18 protein-coding genes and 5 pseudogenes are annotated in these 22097 nt (G+C 70.8%); 7 read left to right on the top strand and 16 right to left on the bottom strand.

Features of this window, described 5'->3' with window-relative positions:
• A partial coding sequence (locus J7E94_RS25085; RefSeq protein WP_215019052.1) for a hypothetical protein occupies nt 1-188 on the top strand: 188 nt, incomplete at its 5' end.
• Between the two features lie 135 nt (nt 189-323).
• Nucleotides 324-800, top strand: a complete 477-nt coding sequence (locus J7E94_RS25080; RefSeq protein ID WP_215019051.1) for a hypothetical protein — start codon at nt 324-326, stop codon at nt 798-800.
• Nucleotides 801-884: 84 nt separating this feature from the next.
• On the opposite strand, the gene J7E94_RS25075 is transcribed toward J7E94_RS25080, so the two are convergent.
• The 7 genes from J7E94_RS25075 to J7E94_RS25045 all read right to left on the bottom strand — a co-directional run bounded on the left by J7E94_RS25075 (nt 885) and on the right by J7E94_RS25045 (nt 8138).
• A complete protein-coding gene (locus J7E94_RS25075) occupies nt 885-3104 on the bottom strand; it encodes an NADP-dependent isocitrate dehydrogenase (protein ID WP_215019050.1) in 2220 nt (739 codons plus the stop codon).
• 195 nt (nt 3105-3299) lie between these two features.
• On the bottom strand, nt 3300-3653 hold the full coding sequence (locus tag J7E94_RS25070) for a DUF805 domain-containing protein (RefSeq protein ID WP_215019049.1): 354 nt from the start codon (nt 3651-3653) through the stop codon (nt 3300-3302).
• 334 nt (nt 3654-3987) lie between these two features.
• Nucleotides 3988-4800, bottom strand: a complete 813-nt coding sequence (locus tag J7E94_RS25065; RefSeq protein ID WP_215019057.1) for a chitosanase — start codon at nt 4798-4800, stop codon at nt 3988-3990.
• 95 nt (nt 4801-4895) lie between these two features.
• Nucleotides 4896-5474: a GNAT family N-acetyltransferase gene (locus J7E94_RS25060; protein ID WP_215019048.1), complete on the bottom strand. Its 579-nt coding sequence runs from the start codon at nt 5472-5474 to the stop codon at nt 4896-4898.
• Nucleotides 5475-5561: 87 nt separating this feature from the next.
• A complete protein-coding gene (gene corA, locus J7E94_RS25055) occupies nt 5562-6644 on the bottom strand; it encodes a magnesium/cobalt transporter CorA (RefSeq protein ID WP_215019047.1) in 1083 nt (360 codons plus the stop codon).
• A 170-nt stretch (nt 6645-6814) separates the two neighbouring features.
• On the bottom strand, nt 6815-7207 hold the full coding sequence (locus tag J7E94_RS25050) for a molybdopterin-binding protein (protein ID WP_215019046.1): 393 nt from the start codon (nt 7205-7207) through the stop codon (nt 6815-6817).
• A 10-nt stretch (nt 7208-7217) separates the two neighbouring features.
• Nucleotides 7218-8138: a LysR family transcriptional regulator ArgP gene (locus J7E94_RS25045; protein WP_215019045.1), complete on the bottom strand. Its 921-nt coding sequence runs from the start codon at nt 8136-8138 to the stop codon at nt 7218-7220.
• Nucleotides 8139-8207: 69 nt separating this feature from the next.
• On the opposite strand from J7E94_RS25045, the gene J7E94_RS25040 reads away from it, so the two are divergent.
• On the top strand, nt 8208-8831 hold the full coding sequence (locus J7E94_RS25040) for a LysE/ArgO family amino acid transporter (RefSeq protein WP_215019044.1): 624 nt from the start codon (nt 8208-8210) through the stop codon (nt 8829-8831).
• 21 nt (nt 8832-8852) lie between these two features.
• Nucleotides 8853-9899 (top strand): NUDIX hydrolase, encoded by a 1047-nt coding sequence (locus tag J7E94_RS35780; protein WP_215019043.1) that lies wholly within the window; start codon nt 8853-8855, stop codon nt 9897-9899.
• Between the two features lie 15 nt (nt 9900-9914).
• Here J7E94_RS35780 and J7E94_RS25030 read toward each other — a convergent pair.
• The 4 genes and pseudogenes from J7E94_RS25030 to J7E94_RS25020 all read right to left on the bottom strand — a co-directional run.
• A pseudogene (locus J7E94_RS25030) lies at nt 9915-11747 on the bottom strand (ABC transporter ATP-binding protein).
• A gap of 89 nt (nt 11748-11836) precedes the next feature.
• Nucleotides 11837-13159 (bottom strand): cytochrome P450, encoded by a 1323-nt coding sequence (locus J7E94_RS25025; protein WP_215019041.1) that lies wholly within the window; start codon nt 13157-13159, stop codon nt 11837-11839.
• Between the two features lie 993 nt (nt 13160-14152).
• Nucleotides 14153-14365, bottom strand: a pseudogene (locus tag J7E94_RS34875) (PRC-barrel domain containing protein); the annotation flags it as partial.
• 314 nt (nt 14366-14679) lie between these two features.
• Nucleotides 14680-14821, bottom strand: a pseudogene (locus tag J7E94_RS25020) (cold-shock protein); the annotation flags it as partial.
• Between the two features lie 268 nt (nt 14822-15089).
• Here J7E94_RS25020 and J7E94_RS25015 point away from each other — a divergent pair.
• Nucleotides 15090-15731, top strand: a complete 642-nt coding sequence (locus J7E94_RS25015; RefSeq protein WP_215019040.1) for an L-threonylcarbamoyladenylate synthase — start codon at nt 15090-15092, stop codon at nt 15729-15731.
• 9 nt (nt 15732-15740) lie between these two features.
• On the opposite strand, the gene J7E94_RS25010 is transcribed toward J7E94_RS25015, so the two are convergent.
• Nucleotides 15741-16385: a carbonic anhydrase gene (locus J7E94_RS25010; protein WP_215019039.1), complete on the bottom strand. Its 645-nt coding sequence runs from the start codon at nt 16383-16385 to the stop codon at nt 15741-15743.
• Between the two features lie 348 nt (nt 16386-16733).
• On the opposite strand from J7E94_RS25010, the gene J7E94_RS25005 reads away from it, so the two are divergent.
• Both J7E94_RS25005 and J7E94_RS25000 read left to right on the top strand, forming a co-directional pair.
• The gene (locus J7E94_RS25005; RefSeq protein ID WP_308345443.1) at nt 16734-17498 is read left to right on the top strand and encodes an MEDS domain-containing protein; all 765 of its coding nucleotides are present in this window, start codon (nt 16734-16736) and stop codon (nt 17496-17498) included.
• Nucleotides 17495-18466 carry a sensor histidine kinase gene (locus J7E94_RS25000; protein ID WP_215019037.1) on the top strand — a complete coding sequence of 324 codons (972 nt, stop codon included), beginning with the start codon at nt 17495-17497 and terminating at the stop codon, nt 18464-18466. Before J7E94_RS25005 ends, J7E94_RS25000 begins: the two co-directional genes overlap by 4 nt.
• Before the next feature lie 62 nt (nt 18467-18528).
• On the opposite strand, the pseudogene J7E94_RS24995 reads toward J7E94_RS25000, so the two are convergent.
• The 4 genes and pseudogenes from J7E94_RS24995 to J7E94_RS24980 all read right to left on the bottom strand — a co-directional run bounded on the left by J7E94_RS24995 (nt 18529) and on the right by J7E94_RS24980 (nt 22050).
• Nucleotides 18529-18871, bottom strand: a pseudogene (locus J7E94_RS24995) (SCO5918 family protein).
• Between the two features lie 142 nt (nt 18872-19013).
• Nucleotides 19014-19820, bottom strand: a pseudogene (locus J7E94_RS24990) (DEAD/DEAH box helicase); the annotation flags it as partial.
• Nucleotides 19817-20020: a cold-shock protein gene (locus tag J7E94_RS24985; protein WP_134068503.1), complete on the bottom strand. Its 204-nt coding sequence runs from the start codon at nt 20018-20020 to the stop codon at nt 19817-19819. The gene J7E94_RS24985 and the pseudogene J7E94_RS24990, both read right to left, overlap by 4 nt.
• 761 nt (nt 20021-20781) lie before the next feature.
• Nucleotides 20782-22050, bottom strand: coding sequence for an ATP-binding protein (locus J7E94_RS24980; protein WP_215019036.1), 1269 nt, complete (start codon nt 22048-22050; stop codon nt 20782-20784).
• Nucleotides 22051-22097 lie beyond the last annotated feature (47 nt).

Genomic DNA, 22097 nt, shown 5'->3' with positions numbered 1-22097 from the left:
GGGGGCGGGGGCGGGGGCCGGAGATCTTCCGGTCCGCCGTCGAGGAGGTGCTGGCCAGCTGGTACTGGGAGCTGGAGCGCCACCACGCCCACCGGCCGGGTCTGGCGGGCGCAGCGGGCGCGGTACGGCGGGCGGGCGGGAGCCGGCCGCTGCCCGCGGCGGCGCACCGCGCCGCGTGGGCGACCTGACCTGCGAAGGAGCGGACAGCATCGTCGGAATGTGACATTCCGCTGGTCTTACGACGCAACTGGCGCATAATCGGCGTCACGCGGCTTGAAAAAACCCTGTCGCCGCGCTTGGTCACGCATGCAATGGGGGGCATCGTGCCGAAGAGGGAATCCGGGTCGACCGGAACACTGCCCGCTACGTCCGCCGAGATGTCCCGGCTGCTCACCGCCGTCCGGCGGGGGCGCGTCCTGACCGTGACGGGAGGGTTCCGCGAGCCGCGCAGCCTGCTGGTCCGCGAGATCGCACGGCGCCTCGCGTCCAACTTCTACGACGGGGTGGCCGTCGTCGCCCTGGACCCGCTCCACGGCGGCCACGGCGGCCACGGCGTCCGCGAACTGACGGCCGAGCTGGGCCGCGTGCCCGGTATGCCCTTCCTGCCGTGCGGGACGGCCAACGCCGCCTCGTGGCTCGCCGAACGGGACATGCTGCTCGTCCTGGACGGCGCCGAACAGCTCGCCCCCGCCGCCCTGGCCTGGCTGCGGGATCTCCTCTCCGCGGCCCCCGGCCTGCGCATCCTCGCGGCCGCCCGGTCCCCTCTGGCCTTCGAACAGGAGCGGGTCCACCGGCTGTGAAACGGGTCCGCCCCGGCCGGGCACGAGGCCGGCCGGGGCGGAACGCGTCGGCGACGACGGATGTCAGCCGCCGACAGGGGCAGGTCAGCCCAGGGTCGCGATCGCCTGGTTGAAGGTCGCGGACGGGCGCATGATCGCCGCGGCCTTGCCGGCGTCGGGCTGGTAGTACCCGCCGATGTCGGCCGGGGAGCCCTGCACCGCGATCAGCTCGCCGACGATGGTCTGCTCCTGCTCGCCCAGCGTCTTGGCGAGCGCCTCGAAGGCGGCGGCGAGCTCGGCGTCGTCGGTCTGCCGGGCCAGCTCCTGCGCCCAGTACAGGGCGAGGTAGAAGTGGCTGCCGCGGTTGTCGATGCCGCCCAGCTTGCGGCTCGGCGACTTGTCCTCGTTGAGGAAGGCGCCGGTCGCGCGGTCCAGGGTGTCGGCCAGCACCTGGGCGCGGGCGTTGCCGGTGGTGGTGGCGAGGTGCTCGAAGGAGACGGCCAGCGCGAGGAACTCACCGAGGGAGTCCCAGCGCAGGTAGTTCTCCTTGACCAGCTGCTGGACGTGCTTCGGGGCGGAGCCGCCGGCGCCGGTCTCGAAGAGGCCGCCGCCGTTCATCAGCGGGACGACCGACAGCATCTTGGCGCTGGTGCCCAGCTCCAGGATCGGGAAGAGGTCGGTCAGGTAATCGCGCAGCACGTTGCCGGTCACCGAGATGGTGTCCTCGCCGCGGCGGATGCGCTCCAGGGAGTAGGCGGTGGCCTCGACCGGGGAGAGGATCTTGATGGTCAGACCCTCGGTGTCGTGCTCGGCCAGGTACGTGTTCACCTTGGCGATCAGCTGCGCGTCGTGCGCGCGGCTCTCGTCCAGCCAGAAGACGGCCGGGACGCCGGTGGCGCGGGCGCGGGTGACGGCGAGCTTGACCCAGTCCTGGATCGGCGCGTCCTTGGTCTGGCAGGCGCGGAAGATGTCGCCGGCGGCGACCTCCTGCTCCAGGACCGTGTTGCCCGCGGCGTCGACGAGGCGGACGGTGCCCGCGGCGGCGATCTCGAAGGTCTTGTCGTGGCTGCCGTACTCCTCGGCCTTCTGGGCCATCAGGCCGACATTCGGCACCGAGCCCATGGTGGACGGGTCGAACGCGCCGTGCGCGCGGCAGTCGTCGATGACGACCTGGTAGACACCGGCGTAGCTGCTGTCCGGGAGGACGGCCAGGGTGTCGGCCTCGTTGCCGTCCGGGCCCCACATGTGGCCGGAGGTGCGGATCATGGCCGGCATGGAGGCGTCGACGATGACGTCGGACGGCACGTGCAGGTTGGTGATGCCCTTGTCCGAGTCGACCATGGCGAGGGCCGGGCCCTCGGCGATCTCGGCGTCGATGGAGGCCTTGATCGCGTCGCCGTCGGGCAGCGCGCCCAGGCCGTTGAGGATGCCGCCGAGGCCGTCGTTGGGCGACAGGCCGGCGGCGGCGAGGGTCTGGCCGTAGCGCGCGAAGGTCTTCGGGAGGAAGGCGCGGACCACGTGGCCGAAGACGATCGGGTCGGAGACCTTCATCATCGTGGCCTTGAGGTGCACGGAGAACAGGACGCCCTCGGCCTTGGCCCGCTCGATCTGGTCGTTCAGGAAGGTGCGCAGCGCGTCGACGTGCAGGACGGACGCGTCCACGACCTCACCGGGGAGGACCGGTACGGACTCGCGCAGCACGGTGGTGGCGCCGTCGGCGGCGACGTGCTCGATGCGCAGGCTGCCGGCCTCGGCGATGACGGCGGACTTCTCGGTGGAGCGGAAGTCGTCGGCGCCCATGGTGGCGACGTTCGTCTTCGACTCGGAGCTCCAGGCGCCCATGCGGTGCGGGTGGGCCTTGGCGTAGTTCTTGACCGAGGCGGGAGCACGGCGGTCGGAGTTGCCCTCGCGCAGGACCGGGTTCACGGCGCTGCCCTTGACCTTGTCGTAGCGGGCGCGGATCTCGCGCTCCTCGTCCGACTTCGGGTCGTCCGGGTAGTCCGGAAGGGCGTAGCCCTGGCCCTGGAGCTCGGCGACCGCGGCCTTCAGCTGCGGGATCGAGGCCGAGATGTTGGGCAGCTTGATGATGTTGGCTTCCGGCGTCTTGGCCAGCTCGCCCAGCTCGGCGAGGGCGTCGGCGATGCGCTGGCCCTCCTCGAGGTGCTCGGGGAAGCTGGCGATGATCCGACCGGCCAGGGAGATGTCACGGGTCTCGACATTCACACCGGCCGTCGACGCGTACGCCTGGATCACAGGCAGGAAGGAATACGTCGCGAGGGCCGGGGCCTCGTCAGTGTGCGTGTAGATGATGGTCGAGTCAGTCACCGGATGCTCCGCTCCACAGTCTGGTCTCTCGTCTGCAACATTGCTCGACATCAAGATATCTCGTGATCGGGCCCGTCTGGACAGCCCCCTGCCACGAGCTGCGGGAGACGCGCGTCACGCGCGCCCCACGCGCGAGCGCCGCCGCCGACGTGTGACGTCGGAGACGGCGCTCGGGTGTGCCGGTACGCGGACCGGTCAGGCGTGGACCGCCTTGGGGCTCGGGCCGTACTGGTTCGGACCGGGCTGACCCTCGGTGGCCGCCAGGACGATCAACCAGATGCCGCCGACCAGCGGGATGAAGACGATGAAGCACCACCAGCCGGACTTGCCGAGGTCGTGCAGCCGGCGCACGGTGAGGGCGATGCAGGGCACGATGATCGCGAGGACGTAGAGCCCGTAGATGATCATGTTGGCGCCGATCACGGCGTCGATGATCGCCACGACGATGGCAACGGCGAGGTTGCACAGGAAGAACATCCAGTATTCCTGGCGGCGTGCGCGGCCGGAGAAGTCGGCGTACTTCTTCAAGACGTCGGTGTAGTAGTTCATGTGCCCCCCAGAGGACGGATCTCGGGCCCGTCCTGCTGGAGCAAGCCGGGGCAGAACTTATGCCCCGCTTATGGCGCGGTCAAGCCACTTGGCAGGGCGCCGAATCGGCCCCGCGGCGGACTTTCCGGTGACGAAAGCCGTACGGCAGGGTGCAGGAGAGGCGTCGTGTCCCCGGAAGTCCGTAACGTCCCCGGCCCCGTACGCGCCCACCCCGGACGAGCTGGGCTCGTCGGCCCCGACATCGTTATCGCACTGCGACACCCCGGGCAGGACGCGGCCGTCTTCGCGGCCCGGTGCGGGAAGGGGCCCGCCCCGGGCCGCCGCTTCCGTCGGGTCAGCCGATGTGGAAGGAGTCCCCGTAGACCTTCCAGTCGAGCGGGGTGTTGAGGCCCAGGTTGCCCTTCTTCAGGAACACCCGCTGGGCGGTGTCGACGCGGCTGGTGTCGCTGTGCGCCTCCTCCTGCTTCATCGCCCAGACGCGCGCGTCGAGGAAGGCGTTCAGCCAGGTGGTCTCGTTGCCGCCCTGCGACGGGGGCTTGGCCTTGGACAGGGCCCGCTTGCGGATGTTGCGGAAGCTGGTGGAGTCGGTGCCGTCGCCGTGCACGACGATGGCGTCGTAGTACATGAACTGGCCGAGGGTGCCGACGCCGTCGGACTTGCCTTGCTTGACCGCCGGGTTGAAGTACCCCCGGTCGCGCTCGTGGTCCTGCGCCTTCTTGAACTCGGCGTCCTGGGCCGCCTTCGCCCAGTCCTTGGTGAAGTTCGGGTCGAGGCCGGCGTGCGAGTCGGTGCCGTCGACCCTGCGCAGCGCCGGAAGGTACTTGGCGAGGACGTTGCCCGGCTTGAGCTGGGTGTAGTACTCGACGAGGTCGAGCATGTCGCCGGTGCCGGAACAGAAGCCGATGATGCCGGCGGTGTAGCCGCGACCGTCGTCTATGTCCTCTATGTACTTGTACTGCGCCTTCCAGTCCAGCGAGGAGTTCTCCGCGCTGGAGACGATCTGCATGGCGATCTCCTTCTTCGCCGGATCGTCGAGCCCCGCGGCCGCCGTCACCGCGGGGGCGGTGACGGGCGCGTGGGCGGTCGCATGGGCGGTGACCGGTACGGCGATCAGTGCGCTGCCGAGGACGGCGCCGATCGCGAGCATCTTCTTGCGGTGGGGGGTCAACACAAGGCCTCCGTGGGGTAGTTGAGGCGTTCCCGGTTTCGTTAGGAAACTTTACTACCAGAGTGTGCGGGCCCTCAAGACCCGTGCACGCGTGCGTGAAGGGCCCGCTTGGCGTCCGGCCACTCGGGGCGGATGATGCTGTACACGGCGGTGTCCCGGATCCAGCCGTCGCGCATCACCATGTGGTGGCGCAGCACTCCCTCGTGCGTGGCGCCGAGCCCTGCGATCGCCGCCCGCGACCTGCTGTTGCGCACATCGGTGAGGAGCTCGACCCGGTTCATGCCCATCACCTCGAAGGCGTGGGTGAGCATGAGCAGTTTGGCCTCGGTGTTGAGCCCGGTCCCCTGCCAGGACGCACCCAGGAAGGTGAAACCGATCTCCAGCCGCCGGAATTGGGTGTTGATCACCATGAGCCGTGTGGAGCCCGCGATCCTGCCGGTCGCGCGGTCCACCGTCGCGTACGTGATCTGCGTGCCCGCCTCGCGCGCCGCCAGCGCGTCCTCGATGAAGGCCCGCATGTCGTCCGGGTGAGGGACGATCGTCACCGGGAGGTCCCACAGGCTCCCGTCCCGCACCGCCTCGCACAGGCCGTCGTGGTGCCGGTGTGCCAGCGGCTCCAGCCGTACCCGCTCGCCCAGCAGTTCCCGTTCCATGGGTGTATGCCGTCCCCCCTGTCGACCATCTGTGACAGGCGGACCCTACTCGGCCAGCGTACCCCTCCTCACCGGGGTTTTCTCCGGTCAGAGCCAGCCGTTGCGCCGGAAGCCGCGGTGGATGACGAAGCAGGCGACCGCCATGACCCCGAGGACGATCGGGTACCCGTACGTCCAGTGCAGTTCGGGCATGTGGTCGAAGTTCATGCCGTAGACCCCGCAGACCATGGTCGGGACGGCGACGATCGCCGCCCACGCCGTGATCTTGCGCATGTCCTCGTTCTGGGCGACGGTCACCTGCGCGAGGTGGGCCTGGAGGATGGAGTCGAGCAGGTTGTCGTAGGCGCCGATCTGGTCGGTGGCGCGGGTCAGATGGTCCGCCACGTCACGGAAGTACGCGCGGATCTCCGGCGGGATGACCGGTATCGGCTGCGTGGCCAGCTGCTGGAGCGGGCGGCCCAGCGGCGCCACCGCCCGCCGCAGTTCCAGGAGTTCGCGCTTGAGCTGGTAGATCCGCCCGGCGTCGCCGCGGCCGCCGTACTCGCTGAACACCGCCGTCTCGACGGCGTCTATGTCGTTCTGCACCGCGTCCGTCACGGCCGTGTAGTCGTCGACCACGTGGTCGGCAATGGCGTGCAGCACGACCGCCGGCCCCTTGGCCAGCTGCTCCGGATCGGCCTCCAGCGCCTCGCGGACAGGGCCGAGGGTGCCGCGTCCGCCGTGCCGGATGGTGATGACGAAGTCCTCGCCGGTGAAGGCCATCAGCTCGCCGGTCTCCACCACCTCGCTGGTCGCGGTCAGTTCCTCGTGCTCGACGTAGCGCACGGTCTTGAAGACGGAGAACAGCGTGTCGTCGTACCGCTCCACCTTGGGGCGCTGGTGCGCGTTCACGGCGTCCTCGACGGCCAGCGGGTGCAGGCCGAACAGCGCGGCGAGCCCGGCCAGTTCCGCCTGGTCCGGTTCGTGAAGGCCGATCCACACGAAGCCCTCGCCCGTCTTGCGGACCCGGCGCAGCGCCTCCTCGGCCTCCGCGCAGCCGTCCTGCCGGACGCCGTCCCGGTAGACCACGCAGTTGACCACGGCGCTGCCGAGCGGGGAGCGGGCCGGGTGGCTGAGGTCGACGGCCCGCCGGTAGCCGCGGCGCACGGCCCGGCGCAGGGTGCTGAACATGGACAACGGCGTACTCCTCTTCGGGCTGATCGGCGGCCAGTCTGCCACCGCCGCCGGACGGCCCCCGCCGGGGTCCGCCCACGCCAAGCCTGCCGAGCCTGCCGAGCGCGCCGAGCCCGCCGAAGACCGGCGAGGTCGGGCGGGTTCCGCCGAGGTCGGGTCAGGTCCGCTCAGGCCCGGTCGACGAACACGCTGGTCGACTTCACGCGCGCGGTGGCCCGGGCGCCCACCTCCAGGCCGAGTTCCTCCACGGCCTCCCGCGTCAGCAGCGACACGATGCGGTGCGGCCCGGCCTGGATCTCCACCTGCGCGGCGACCGTGCCGAGCTTCACCCCGGTGACGATTCCGGGAAAGGCGTTGCGCGCCGAGGTGTAGGGGGCCTCCTCGCCGTCGCCGCTCTCCCGCGCCGCTTCCACGCAGAACGCGGCCAGGTCCGGCCCGTCCACCATGCGGCGTGCGCCCTCGCGGCGGGTCGGGAACCGCTCGGCGTCCGCCCAGCGGCGCGCCGTGTCGACGCTGACGCCGAGCAGCCGCGCCGCCTGGCCGATCGTATAGGACTCCATGGTCGGCAGCTTAAGCCCCGCCGCGCGCGGGACGGCGCAGGGCCTCCCCGGCCGCCGCCGCGATCACCTCGGCGACCATCGACAGCACCGGCGAGTCCAGCTTCCACTGCTGCCAGTACAGGGGCACGTCCAACGGCCGCCGCGGGACCACCAGCACCAGGTCCCCCGTCCGCAGCAGCGGGCCGGCCTGCTGCTCGGGCACCAGCCCCCACCCCAGCCCCGCGACCACCGCATCGCGGAATCCCTCCGAGGTCGGTACGTGGTGCCGCACCGGCCCCGCACCACCCGCCGGGTCCCCCGTCAACGACCGTACGAAGGCGTCCTGGAGCTCGTCCTTCCGGTCGAAGACGATCGTGGGGGCCCGCGTCAGGTCCCGCTCCGGCGCACCCCTCAGGTGGCGGGCCGCGAAGCCCGGGCTCGCCACCGGCAGGTACCGCGCCAGCCCCAGCATCCGCACGCCGCACCCCGCCACCGGATCGGGCGAAGAGGTCACCGCCGCCATCACCTGCCCCTCCCGCAGCAGCGCGGTCGTGTGCGACTCGTCCTCGCGGTGCAGCTCCAGGCAGACCGGCGGATCCTGCGGCACCCGCGCGAGCGCCGGCAGGAACCAGGTGGCGAGGGAGTCCGCGTTCACCGCGATCGGCAGCCGCACCGGCCCCGCCCCTTCGGCGGCCATCCCCAACTCGGCCCGCGCGTCGCGCTCCAGCCGGGCCAGCTGCCGGGCGAACCGGACCACGACCTCCCCCGATTCCGTGGCCCGCACCGGCTTCGTCCGCATCAGCAGCACCCGCCCGGTCCGCTGTTCGAGGGCCTTGACCCGCTGGCTGACGGCGGAGGGCGTCACGTGCAGGGCGGCCGCCGCCGCGTCGAAGGTGCCCTCGTCCAGCACGGCCAGCAGCGTCCGGACCTGGTCCAGGGGAAGCTCGTCCATCACAAGCGCTAATGGTACGTAAAAATCTTTAGCTGTACTGAAAAGACACCGCTGCCTACGGTCAGAGGCATGACACACGGCATCATCACGGCGGCCCTCGCCGGATTCGGCACCGGACTCTCCCTCATCGTCGCCATCGGCGCGCAGAACGCCTTCGTCCTGCGCCAGGGAGCCCGCCGCCACGCGGTCCTGGCCGTGGTCGCCATCTGCGCCGTCTCCGACGCGCTGCTGATCGCCCTCGGCGTGGCCGGGGTCGGCGCCTTCGTCACCGCCTGGCCGGCCGCCCTGACCGTGGTCGGACTGGCCGGGGGCGGATTCCTGATCTGCTACGGAGTCCTCGCGGCCCGCCGGGTGCTGCGGCCCGACCCGGAGGCCGCCCTCACCTTGGAGGGAGCGGCCGCCGGGTCCGGCCGCCGGGCCGTGCTGACCTGTCTGGCGATGACCTGGCTCAACCCGCACGTATACCTGGACACCGTCCTGCTCCTCGGCTCGCTCGCCGCCGACCGCGGGGACCTGCGCTGGGCCTTCGGCATCGGCGCCGGCCTGGCCAGCCTGACGTGGTTCGGCACCCTCGGCTACGGGGCCCGGCTGCTCAGCGGCCTCCTCGCCCGCCCCTCCGCATGGCGGGTGCTGGACGGCCTGGTCGCGGCGACGATGGTCACGATGGGCGGCATGCTGCTGGCCCGTGCCTGACGCCACCCCACAGGAGCCGCCGTGCCCGACCGTCCCTCCCCCGACGCGGTGCGCGAGTACTACGCCGCCCAGCCCGCCCCGCTCGTGGCCGCCACCGGGATCGTCCTGGACACGCGCGGGCGGGTCCTCGTACTGACCACCTCGTACAAGGCGGATCTGGAGCTTCCGGGCGGCACGGTCGAGGACACGGAGACCCCGGAGGAGGGGCTGGCCCGCGAGCTGAAGGAGGAGCTCGACCTCGGCCGGCCCGTCGGCCGGCTGCTCGCGGTGGACTCCCGGCGGCCCGGCGTCCTCGGGCGCTCGCTCGTCGTGCACGTCCACCTCGTCGGCCCGCTGGCGCCCGAGGAGGCCGCCGCGATCTCCTTCCCGGACGGCGAGATCACCGAGGCGCGCTGGCTGGAGCCGGACGAGGCCTGCGCGGCCCTCCCCGAACGCATCGCCCCCCGGCTGCGCGCCGGCCTGGCCGCCCTGCGCACCGGCTCCTTCGCCCACCTCGTCGACGGCGTGCCCCAGCCCGGCTCCCCGGCCGGCCTGGAGCCCGCCGCCCGCATCGCCCTCGAACACGCCGGCAACCTCGGCGCCGCCGACCACTTGGCCCACCGCCCCAAGTCGCTGACCTCGGCGAGCGTGCTGTTCACCGACACCGAGGGCCGGATCGTGCTCGTGCAGCCGGCCTACGGGGACGCCCGTCGGTGGCACCTGCCCGGCGGCGGCATCGACAGCGACCTCGGGGAGACCCCGCGCGCCGCCGCCCGGCGGGAGGTCCGTGAGGAGATCGGCCTCGACCTCCCCCCGGGGCGGCTGCTCGCCGTCGACTGGTCCCATAAACGGGGCCGGCTGGCCCGCGTCCGCTTCCTCTACGACGGCGGCGTCCTGGACGCCCCGGCCCTTGCCCGCATCCGACTCGCCCCCGACGAGCTCCTGCAGTGGCGTGCCGTCCCGCACGCGGAACTCCCCGCCCTGGTCAAACCCGCCCTGCGCCGCCGGATCGAGGCCTGCCTCACCGCCCGGGCCACCGGCGCGGGTCCCCTGGAGCTCCGCGCCGGCCGCCCGGCCGACGGCGGATGACCGCCGCCCGCACCGCTACTCGCGCGCGCCCAGTCGCAGGTCGGTCCGCGCGGGGGTGTCCTCCTCCAGGAAGCCGCCCGACTGGTGCTGCCACAGCTTCGCTTAGGCGCCGTCCGCGGCCAGCAGCTCCTGGTGCGTGCCCTGCTCGACGATCCGGCCGCGGTCGAGGACGACGAGCCGGTCCATGGTGGCGACCGTGCTCAGCCGGTGTGCCACCACGAGCGCCGTCCGCCCGTCCATGAGCCGCCACAGCGCGTCCTGTACGAGGACCTCGCTCTCGGAGTCCAGGGCGCTGGTCGCCTCGTCGAGCAGCAGGATCGGCGCATCGCGCAGGATCGCCCGGGCGAGGGCGACCCGCTGGCGCTGGCCGCCGGACAGCTTCACCCCGCGCTCGCCCACCATGGTGTCGAAGCCGTCGGGGAGCGCGTCGGCGAACTCCGTGACGTGCGCCGCCTCGGCCGCGCGGCGGATCTCGGCGTCGGTGGCGTCCGGCCGGGCGAAGGCGATGTTGTCCCGCAGCGTGCGGTGGAACATCGCCGGGTCCTGCGGTACGTAGGCCATCATGCTGCGCAGTTCGGCCTGCCGCAGCCTGCTGATGTCCTGCCCCCCGATGAGGATCCGGCCGGCGTCGATGTCCGTCATCCGCAGCAGCAGCCGGGTCAGCGTGGTCTTGCCGCCGCCGGACCGGCCGACGAGACCGATCTTCGCCCCGCTGGGCACGGCCAGGTCGAGGCCCTCGAAGAGCGGCTTCGCGCCCGCGTGGGCGAAGGTCACCCGTTCGAAGCGCACGTCGGCGCCCTGGGACCGCAAGGGCTCCGGGCAGGGCGGGTCGACCACGGTCGGCGGCTTCATCAGCAGTTCGGTGAACTGCGCGGCCTCCGTCATCGAGCTCTCCAGGCGGCGGTAGATCTGGTTGAACTCGAACATGAGCCGCGTGGCGCTGCTGAAGTAGGCGAAGGCGACCACGACCGCCTCCACGCCGTGCCCCGCGCCGGCGAGCGCGATGGCGAGCAGCAGGCCCAGCGCGTTGGTCAGTACGGACATGGGCGCGACGATGGTGTCGATGCGCAGGTTGCCGTAGTCCCACGAACGGAGCGTGAGCCGCCGCGACTCCCCGACCCGCGACCGGTGCTCGGCGGCCTCGCGGTCCTCGGCGGCGAACGCCCGGACCGTGTCCATGTTCATCAGGCTGTCGGAGACGTGGCCCGACACCCGGGCGATCGCCTCCTCCCGCTGGTCGACGAGCGCCTGGCGCCGGCGGATCAGGGGCATCACGCACAGCGCCGTCAGCGCGATCGGCACCAGGAGCGCGACGACGAGCAGCGGTTCGTAGTGCCACAGCACCACCGATCCGAAGATCAGCGGTACGCACCTGCCCACGAGGTTGAACGTCAGCGTGTCGACGAACTCCTCGAAGCGGGAGGCGAAGCTCAGGACCCGCTTGGTCAGCGACCCGGCGAAGTTCTCGTGGAAGAAGGCGGCGTCCTTGGCGAACAGCTCGTCCATTCCGGTCACGTACAGCTGCTCGATGCCGAGCGCGTCGAGACGGTTGAGGCAGTGCAGTCCGAGGCGCCAGAGCGCCTCCGCGAGCAGCAGGACCGCCGCGAACCAGACGACGTAGGGCAGCATCGGGCCGATGCCGATGGTGCCGCCCTTCGCGATGCGGGCGACGAGCTTCGCGATGACCAGCGGAGCGATGTAGTCGATGCCGATGTTGCCCAGTGCCGGGAGCAGCAACGCGGGTACCGTCAGGCGTCGGAGGCGGGCCAACTCCCGTCCGTAGTAACGAAGGGCGAGGAGCACCGAGCCCCTGCCGGGCGAACTTTTGCGCGATTCAGGCAATTCCATCCCAACCCTGCTTTGTGGGACCTACAAGACAGGATTGGCAGTGTCCCGCGACGGCGCCCGCGCAGTCCAAGCGTTTTTCGACGGGACGCCTAACCGGCCAGCACCGCCGACGTCGGCCCGTCGGGGCGAACGGTGATGCTGTAGGCGGCCCTTGACGGGGTGGAGCGGAAGCGCGGGATGTGGGCGGGCAGCAGGTTCTCCAGGAGGACGGTCGACTCCCGGAGGGCGAACTGCAGGCCCAGGCAGGCCCGGGGCCCGATGCCGAACGGAAGGTAGCCGCCCGGGTGGGCGGGGCGCCGGCCGGGGGTGGTGAACCGCCCCGGATCGAACCGTTCGGGGTCCTCCCAGAGCCCGGGGTCCCGGTGCGTGAGGTAGGGGCAGACCAGTACGTCGGTGCCGGCCTCGATCTCGTATCCGGCGAGGACGTCGTCCTGCGCGGCGGATCGCGGGAGCATCCAGGCCGACGGGTAGAAGCGCAGCGTCTCGTGGACGAGTGCCTGGACGGCCTGCCGCCGCTCGGGTGAGCCCTCGGGGCCCGCGGCGAGGGCCTGCTCCCGCGCCTCCGGGCTGCGGTCCAGGAGGAGGTAGAGCCAGGTCAGGGTGGTGGCGGTGGTCTCGTGTCCGGCGACGAGCAGGGTGACCAGCTCGTCGCGGATCAGCCGTTCGGTGTACTCGGGGCGCGTGTGCGACGCCTCGATCAGGACGTGCAGCAGGCCCGGGCCGTCGGGTCCGGCCTCGCCGTCGCGGGCGGCGGCGATGGCCAGGCCCGCCACCGCGTCGATACGGGCCAGCTCGGCGGCGACGGCCCCTTGGGCGGCCGTGCTGTCCGCGGGCAGGCTGGGGAGCGCGGCCACCACGGCGGGCACGGCGGCCAGTTCGCGCTCCGTGCGGGGGTCGAGGGGGTGTCCGGTCAGGGCACGCCAGATGGTGTCGAGCGCGAAACGGCGCATCTCGTCGCCGACATCGAGCACCTCCCCGGTGCGGGCGTACCCGGCCCAGCGCATCGCGGTGGTCCGGGCGGCCTCGGCGATCCGCTGCTCGTAGCGGCGCATGCCCCGGCCGGTGAACTGGGACTGCAACAGCCGCCGTTGCCGCTGCCACGCCTCTCCGGTGGCGGCCAGGACCCCGTCGCCGATCAGCAGGCGGGCGCGGTGCGAGCGCTTCACGTACCGGTCGGGATGGAGCGCGAGCACGTGCTGCACGGCTTGGGGGGCGGTGACCAGAACGGTCGGGCGCGGACCGAGCCGAAAGGCGGCGACGCCGCCGAGCCGTTCGTGCGCCTGCGTGAAGAGGTCGATGGGCTCCCCTCCCCCGGCCTGCCACTCCCTCACGAGGGCGGGGTCCAGCTCGGGGACCCGGCGACCGGCCGGGGACGGGTTCGAAAGGTAGCCGGGGCGGGCGTGGGTGGCCACGGGTCTGCTCCTGTTCGGCTGTGCGTCGTCACGGGCGGCCGGATGCGGACATCACGCACTGTAGGGGAACGGGCGCGAAGGGCGGCACCCCGCCTTACGGATACAGCTCGATCCCCGGAAGAGCCTGCGCGCGGCGCGATCGCCGGGCGATTGGTCCCCAGAAATGAGTCGGAGGCCGTATCGGACCACTCCGATACGACCTCCGACCTGCGTCTCCGCCAGTCGGGACGACAGGATTTGAACCTGCGACCCCTTGACCCCCAGATAGCTGCCCCGGGGTCAGAATCAGCACATACGCCGCTATTTGAGGGCGAGAAACGTGCGTGAATGCGCGTGTCGTGCACCTGCGGGCAGTGGCGCTGGTCCCCAACTGGTCCCAAGCAGCCGTCACGCCGAGGCGTCGCCGGGGGGGCCGGTACCTCAAAGCGGGCTGGACCCACCCCGCATGTGACGCCTCTCACTCGCGCTGCCGACCTGAGATCGTGATGGCGAGGCAGGCAAGCCGGTCATCGGTGAGCAGCGTTTCCGTCACTCGATCGACGAAAGCCAAGCCGTAGCCCTCGGGCGTACGCCAGGCTGGTGTGGCACGCCTTCGGCATCCCAAGGGCAGGAGGTCACGAGCGTGTCCGCGAGCGTGGCAGCACATGACGAGGTACCCCTTCCAACAGCAAGCGACGTTCCGCTCGGCCCCCTGGCAGGGATGGACGTACCGCTGTGGCAGGGAGCGACCGGATCGGTGCTCCACCTGTCGGCGGCGTGCAGGGCGTTCCGGGTACCAATCGTACGGTCCCCGCGTTCAGCAGGTGAGCGGACACCTTGCCGATGCTCTGGGGTAGCCGGCCGAAGACGCGGACCAGGACCAGGAGAGCGCGCACGACCATGCACCCGCACACCATGTGCCGACCAGCGCCTGGTGAATACCGACAGGGGCATGGCCGAACTCCGCCAGACCCGCAGCCGCTCTGCGTGAGCTCGCCCCTCAGAGAAGGGCGTCACCGTGCCCGCTTCGGTGTCGATGCGGGTGACGGCCCCGGCCGGGATCAGGACGCTCTTGCCGAACACCCACACGCCGGTGTCGACCACCAGGTGCTGCATGCCGGCCTGGTCCTGCTGGCGGTCCACGTGCCCGATGACACCGTCAGCGGCCTCCACGGTGAAACCCACCAGCGACTGCCGAGACGTGTAGCCGCTGTCCTGCGCGTACATCCACACACCGCTCACAGACCCGTCTCCTCACCCTCGGCAACCGAACCCAGCCAGCATCATCGGCTCGCATCGTCTCTCCTCGTTCCCCCATACCCGCCGGACAACCCAGGGACGATGAGGGACCTCGGAGGGGCTCCGGGCGGGTGCACCATGGCGTCTGCCACGCAGAGTCCATGACCGTCTGGGCCAGACCACGGGATCCGTGTGCGTCTCAAATCCCACCGAGACCCGGACGAGTTCAGCGACCGTTGCGGGCGGTACCGGTTGCACGGGGCAGCCGTACGGGCCGATCGCCTTGCCTGCGTGCGGGGTGGTCAGGCCAGGTTGATGTTCTCCGCCTGGGGGCCCTTCTGGCCCTGGGTGACGTCGAACGTCGCCACCTGGCCCTCTGGACTCACGGAAGCCCGAGGAGTTGATCGCGGAGTAGTGGGCGAAGGCGTCGGGGCCGCCGCCGTCGCACCATCCACGTCACCACGGCCCCCCGGCGGCGGAAAACCCTAGGCATTTTCCTACCTCGAGAGACCCGCGGCGGCGCCGGCAGCGCCGCGATGGGCCGGCATCGTTGAATCGGGCGCATCACTCGCGGGACCTTCGTATACCCCGGGGGAAGCTGACGCGTCCCCGGCGCCGGGCGTCGGGCAGAGGCACCGCCCGCACGACCGGTAGCCTCCGAGTCGACATCGATGGTCGCGAGCCGACGGCTCGCTCAGCGGGAGAACATGGAATGCCCTGTTTCAACTGTTCGGACGCCTTCGAGCGTGCCGCCGGGCTGCGCGAGGCAGCACAGGCGGTGCGCCGCGGGGAGCTCGTGGTGATGCCCACCGACACCGTCTACGGGGTGGGCGCGGATGCCTTCAGCCCCAAGGCGGTCTGCCGACTGCTCGACGCCAAGGGCCGGGGGCGGAACATGCCCTCACCGGTACTGGTCGGCTCCCCGGATGACCTGGACGGCCTGGTCGATGACCTGCCCGAGCAGGCACGGCAGCTTATGGAGGCCTTCTGGCCGGGCGGCCTGACCCTGGTCGCCCGCCACAAGCCGTCGCTTGAGTGGGACCTCGGCGAAACCCGTGGCACGGTAGCCCTGCGCATGCCCGCGCACCCGGTCGCCCTGGACCTGCTCAACGAGACCGGGCCCCTCGCCGTCTCCAGCGCCAACCTGACCGGCCGGCCCTCCCCGCAGGACTGCGACGCCGCCCACAGGATGCTCGGTGAGACGGCGGCCGTGTACCTGGACGGCGGCCCGACCCCTGCCGACGTGCCGTCCTCGATCGTGGACATCACCGCCACCGCCCCCGTCCTGCTGCGCGCCGGGGCGATCAGCGCCGACGAACTCCGCAAGGTCGCGCCCGGTCTTCAGGAACGCTGAGGACCGGCGTCAGGGCTCCAAGCCGGCCGGCACGTCCTCAAGGCCACGGACGGTGACCGGGCGGGCGGTGCCGTCGGCCAGCCGGTAGGACAGCCCCACCACCGCGGCCTGCCTGGCTTCGACCGCCTCGGCCAGGACGCGGGAGCGGTCCAGCAGCAGGTCGACGGTGTGCCGTATGTGCTCGGCGATGAAGTCCGCATCCTCGGTGCGGCCCGCGGCGCGGGCGGCCAGCACGCTCGGGGTGACCCGCTCGATCACATCCCGCACGTAGCCGCCGGCCGCCGTGCCGTCCTCGACCGCCGTGCGGGTGGCCGCGACGGCGCCGCACGCGTCGTGGCCGAGCACCACGACCAGCGGGGCGCCGAGCACACCCACCCCGTACTCGATGCTGCCCAGCACCTCCGGGCCCGCGACGTGCCCGGCGGTCCGGACCACGAACAGATCACCCAGCCCGCGGTCGAAGATGATCTCGGCGGCCAGGCGGGAGTCAGAGCAGCCGAACAGCACAGCGAACGGCCTCTGGGCCGGAACGACCTCGGTGCGGCGGGTGGCGTCCTGGTTCGGGTGCTCCGGCGTGCCGGCGACGAACCGTTGATTACCGGCCAGCAGCATCTCGAAAGCGTCACGGGGCGTCGGTGTCTGCGCATCGGTCATGCCCGAAGGCTACGACCTGCGCTCGCGGGCCGCGCAAGTCACCCCATCCCGCACGTGGACCCTGGTGCGGGCCTGGCCTCCTCCGCACGGTTCACCGAGAGGATCGCGCGCCGTGCGGTGCACGCCTCATCCGGGGACTCCCCCCTTCGGCCAGTCGGAGCCAGACTCGCTTCGATCCGCATACTGTGCCGGCCGCACGCCGAAGAGGCTCCACAACTGCTGCCCGGTGGGCTCCTCCCCCGCCTCATGGGCCCATATGACGATCAGCGGGCGGCGTATTGTTGGCTACGACGATGGGGAGGCCGGGTGAGAGGGATGCGAGCTCTGGCTACGCTGGATGAGGTTGAAGTGGGAGATCACGTCTGCTGGGTGATCGACGATGCCCGGGGGCTGGCCACCGACTCGGCTCCGTTCGTCGCGGACGGGGCGCTGTTCGGGGACCGGATCGTGCTGGTCGGCGCTCCCGGTCCGCTGGCGGAGGTCCGCAAGCTGCGCGCTTTCCCCTCCTCCGCCGTGGTGATCGACCCCTTCGACACCGCCGGATCCATCGTCTCCGCGGTCGACCAAGAGCTCAAGCGGGCCAGTCGCGAAGGGTTCCGTTCCGTCCGGGTCCTCGCGTGCCGCCAATCGGGGGGCGACGCCGCACCGGGGATGCCGGCCCTCCTGGACAGTGAGCTGGGCCTCGACGAGGTCGCCGCCCTCGGCGGTGCCACCGTGGTGTGTGCCTATCTCCCCGGTACGTGGGACGCCGCGGAACTGGAGCAGGTCATGTGCGTACACCCGCAGACACTGGGCAACCGACCTGAACTGCCTGGGTTCCACATGTTCCGATCGGGAAGCGAGGGCTGGAAGGTGACAGGCGTGATCGACTCGGACGGGGCGCACGCGTTCGGGTCCGTTCTGCGGGCCGCAGCGCTCCACACGCCCGCGATCCGGCTGTGCTTCGAGGACGTCGAGCTGATCGATGCCACCGGGATGCGCGCCCTGGTCGACGCCGCGCTGCACCTGCCCGACCGGACCATCACCGTCGAAGGCGCCAACCGGATCGTGCGGCTGTCCTGGCAGCTGTCCGGCTACTCCGTTCCCGAGATCCCGGTGGAGGTGCTCGGATGACCACCTCCGTCCGGCTGGAACAGCCGCAGGAAGGCTTCCGCCACGAGCTCTACCCCTACCTCGGCGACGACGCGTTCCTGCACGGCGCCCTGGGCTTCATCCAGGAGGCTCTCGACGCCCGTGAAGGCGTCATCGTCTCCGTACCCGGGGACCGCGAGGCCCTGCTGCGTGCCGAACTCCCGGACTCCAAATCCGTCACGTTCGTGGACGCCGCGACCCCCGGCCGCAACCCCGGCCGGCTCCTCGCCGTCTGGCAGGACGAGATCGCCCGGCACGCCGCCGAGGGCCGGCCGCTGCGCGGCATCGGCGAGTCCGCCTGGCACCAAGCGCGCACCCCCTCGGAGGCCGCCGAACTGCGCTACCACGAATGGCTCCTGAACCTGGCCTTCGCACAGAGCACCGCCTGGTGGCTGCTGTGCCCCTACGACACCGCCGACGAGGACCCGGCCTCGCTCCAGGCACTGACCCGCTGCCATCCCCTGATCCGCCGCGACGGAACCGCCGAACCGAGCGCCGACTACGACCGGGACGCCCCCTACACGTTCGAGGAACTCACCGGGCCCTGCGGACCGCTGGACGAGTTGTCCTACGCCCGCGGAGACCTGGCCGCCGTACGCGAAAAGATCACCGCCTGCGCCGCCGAGGCGGACCTCCCGGAATCCCGGCTCAGCGAACTCCTCCTCGCGGCCACCGAGGTCGCCACCAACAGCATCCGCCACGGCGGAGGCCACGGAACCCTGCGCACCTGGACCCAGGACGCGACGTTCATCTGCGAGTTCCGCGACACCGGCCACATCGAGAACCCGCTCGCCGGCCGCATCCGGCCCACCTACCAAAGCCCCGGCGGCCGCGGGCTCTGGCTGGTACACCAGCTGTGCGACCTCGTCGAAATCCGATCCACCCCGCAGACCGGCACCACCATCCGCCTCCACACCTCGGTGGGCGACTCAAGCCAACCCGGCCAATGATCCGCCCCCACGTAGAGGAGCGCCGTCCGACCGGCGCATGCCGGTCGGACGGCCCTCACTGTTCATGTGCCAGCTCGCGCGGGTCCCGTCGGACAGACGGTCACCGGGATGCCCAACATCGCGGAAGCCTGCTGGAGCGGGCTGAGGACGCGCGCGGGGGCGGCGGCCCGAGGAAGGCCGCGGCAGGTGAAGCCGAGCTGGGGCATGGCCCGGAGGACTTCGCCGATGCTGAAGTCGCGTCGGTCCTCATGGGTGATGACCTGGCCGACCTCCTTGACGGGGTAGGTGCGGCGGCCGATGATCACGGACTCGCCGAGGACCTGCGCGGGCTTGACGCCCTTCATTCGACTCCAGGACACCGCCCTTGGTCAGGTCGAACGGGAAACGGGCAATGACACAGCGCATGATGCCTCACTGGAAGAAGTAGGGGACGGTCGTGCCGCTGTGAGGCGGCTCAGCGGACAAGGGCGAGAACGCCCAGAGCGCTGCCTTGTTCGTCGACAACGGGCGGGGCGTCGAGCCTGCGGTAGCGCATGGCGTGCTCGCCCTCGGCGAGGTAGCGGCGCACCAGCAGGTCGACGTTGCGGTCCAGGGTGGCGGAGAACAGCATCCGCTGGCCCTCGGGGCGCACCTGGTCCAGCAGGGCGGTGACCTGCGGCATGAAGCCCATGTCGGCCATCTGGTCGGCTTCGTCCAGGACGGTGACGGCGACCTGGTTCAGCAGGCAGTCACCGCGGTCGATGAGGTCCTTGAGCCGTCCGGGGGTCGCGACGACGACCTCGGCGCCTGCGCGCAGTACGACTGCCTGCCGTCCGATGGGCATGCCGCCCACCATGGCGGCCAGGCGCAGCTTCACCGCACGGGCGTAGGGGGTCAGCGCCGCGGTGACTTGCTGCGCGAGCTCGCGGGTGGGAACGAGGATCAGGGCCGGCGGCTGTCCGGGCTCGGCGCGCTGTCCTGCCGTACGCGCGAGCAGGGCCAGGCCGTAGGCGAGAGTCTTGCCGGAGCCGGTACGGCCACGGCCCAGGACGTCGCGGCCCGCCAGCGTGTTGGGCAAGGTCGCGGCCTGGATCGGGAACGGCACGCTCATGCCTTCGGCGCCGTAGCCCGAACGCCTCGATGCGGCACGCCTCGAGGAATTTCCATCATAGGTATTCGCGAGAACCAGCCGAAGAAGCCTTGCGGACAAGAGTGCCGCGCAGGGCGTCAAAGAGGCCGGGGAAACGGCGGACGTGGTCACCCGCCGCGCACGCGAAACCGTCGGGATCCGACGTGGCGTGGGAGGTGAAAAGCAACGAGCTGGGGCCCGCACCTCAAGGTGCGGGCCCCAGCTACGTGTATGCGTCAGCGTCAGGCGGGAACGATGTTCTCGGCCTGCGGGCCCTTCTGGCCCTGCGTGACGTCGAAGTTAACCTTCTGGCCTTCCTGAAGCTCGCGGAAGCCGGAGGAGGCGATGTTCGAGTAGTGAGCGAAGACGTCAGCGCCGCCGCCCTCCTGCTCGATAAAGCCAAAACCCTTTTCCGCGTTGAACCACTTCACGGTGCCAGATGCCATATTAATCTCCTTTGGGGCAGTGCCCGGAATCACACTGTGCGGTTCCGGAGTCGCCGCGATGATTGCCCCGGCCGGAAAATCGGCGGAAATACAAAGCGCCTCCAGCGGGCGAGAACGCCAACAAGGGAAGCGCTTGAATTTTTGCGAACCAAGACTGCAACTGAGATCAACAATAGCACGCCGAAACAGTCCCCGCACGTAAAACTATTCTACTCAGTTCCCTGCGATAAAAACCCTTACCTTTATGCGCGGCAAACTCTCACCTCGCGGTCACAGATTTGATCCCCTGCGCGTAGCGGATGCCAGATACCGAGCTCTCCCGTACGTGCGGGCCGTGCGGGCCGTGCGGGGACTGTAAAACGTGGGATCTGGTGCCGACCGTTCTCGATCTTGGAGAGTTCGGGGACGCGAGTGCTTCTGGGCCGCGGCAGGGGCTCGAGGCTGTCGAAGAGGCCGTCCAGCGGGGTGACGGTGAAGCAGGTAGGCATCGGCGCTCTGGTTGTGCTCACGGCCGGACATGCGTCTCCATCCGGACGGTGCAACGCCAGCGCGCCACCGAAGGTTTGCCGTTGCGCGCAGGTCACTCTTGTGGGGTGTGGTTGACCGCGTTGCTGTGTCGCCACTGGACGGCTGCGCGTGGAGGTGATCCCATCTCCCTCTCGCCCCGCCGTTCCCATCCCGGTTTTGCGGTCCTCTCATCGCAGTCGACACCTCCCCCTGCTGCCTCATCTCCCCTTGGCCCGTGGTTCACGGTCACGGGTCTACAGGCGGGCGAATCTCTCGGTCTGTGCGGCGAATTGCTGGGCCATGTCGGTGCTGACCGTGGCATGTGTGCGGTGGACGGTCTCCAGGTAGTCGGTGGTGGTTGGCTGGGCGCGGGTTCCGGTGTCGCAGGTCCGCTCGAACATGGCCTGGGAGACGGTACGGGCGACGTGGGCGATGTCCGCGGGGGTGAAGCCCGCGCTGGCCGCGGCAAGCGCCGCGATGTCGGCTTCGGCGCCGGCTCGTGCGAGGTAGCTTTCCCATAGGGCGGTTCTGGCCTCGAGGTCGGGCGGGCCGATGGGCATCACGTAGTCGAAGCGGCCGTGGCGCAGGAAGGCCGGATCGAGACTGGTGACGTTGTTGGTGGCGCAGATGAGCAGCCGTCCGTCGCGGGTGCGGAAGCGGACGATAGCTTTGAGGAGTTCGTTGACGATGCCGACCGCCGTCGCGTCGGCTCCGCCGCGCTCGCCGGCGACTTCTTCGACCTCGTCGATGAAGACCAGGACGTGGTCGAGTCGGGCGATCTCCTCGAAGCTCCGGCTCAGACCAGCCGCGAGGCCGTACTCGGCGGCGAGCCTGGCGGGGAACAGTTCCAGGAACGGCCAGCCGAGACGACCGGCAACGGCATGCGCGAAAGTGCTCTTGCCGGTCCCGGGAGGGCCGAACAGCATCACCGCCCGTGGCAGTTCCACTCCGTGCTCGGCGGCCAGCTCCGGTCTGGCCAGCGGGAGCACCAGGCGGCGTTCGATCAGCCGTTTCTCCCTCTCCATCCCCGCGACCTGGCTCCACAGACCGGTGGGCGGCAGCTCGGCGCCGAGCTCCGAGAGCATGCTGACCTCCTGTGGGATGGCTGGTGCACGCTTCTCGAAGAACACCAGCCCGGAGCGGTTCTCGAAGCCGCGGTTTTGCAGCGCGACGGCGCCGGTCTCCTCCTCGGGCAGGATCGCGTACAGGGTGCGCACGCCCGAGCCGAAGAGCCGACGCTCCAGCGCGGCGAGGAGGGCGCTGCCGAGTCCCTGGTGCCGCCGGGACGGCGTCATGCAGATCCGCAGGATCCACGCCCGGTCGCCGTCCACCCTGCTCAATGCGGCGCCGATGACCAGGCCGTCTGCGGTGGCGATGACGGCCGGGTGGAGAGCCTGGAGCGAGGCCACGGCATCGGAGAGCCGGAAGAGAGCGGGTTCCCCCGTCGTGCCGCTCTCGCCGTCCAGACGCACCACAGCCTCAAGATCGTCAGCCGTGTAGTCCCTGACCTGCCAGCCCGTCATGATCAACTCCGGAGGTACAGCCCCTCGACAGCCCCTCCCCTTACCCC

The sequence above is a fragment of the Streptomyces sp. ISL-94 genome (assembly GCF_018614075.1).
Lineage (GTDB): Bacteria > Actinomycetota > Actinomycetes > Streptomycetales > Streptomycetaceae > Streptomyces.
Note: the sequence above shows the minus strand (reverse complement) of the source record. Positions and strands in the feature narration are given on the sequence as shown.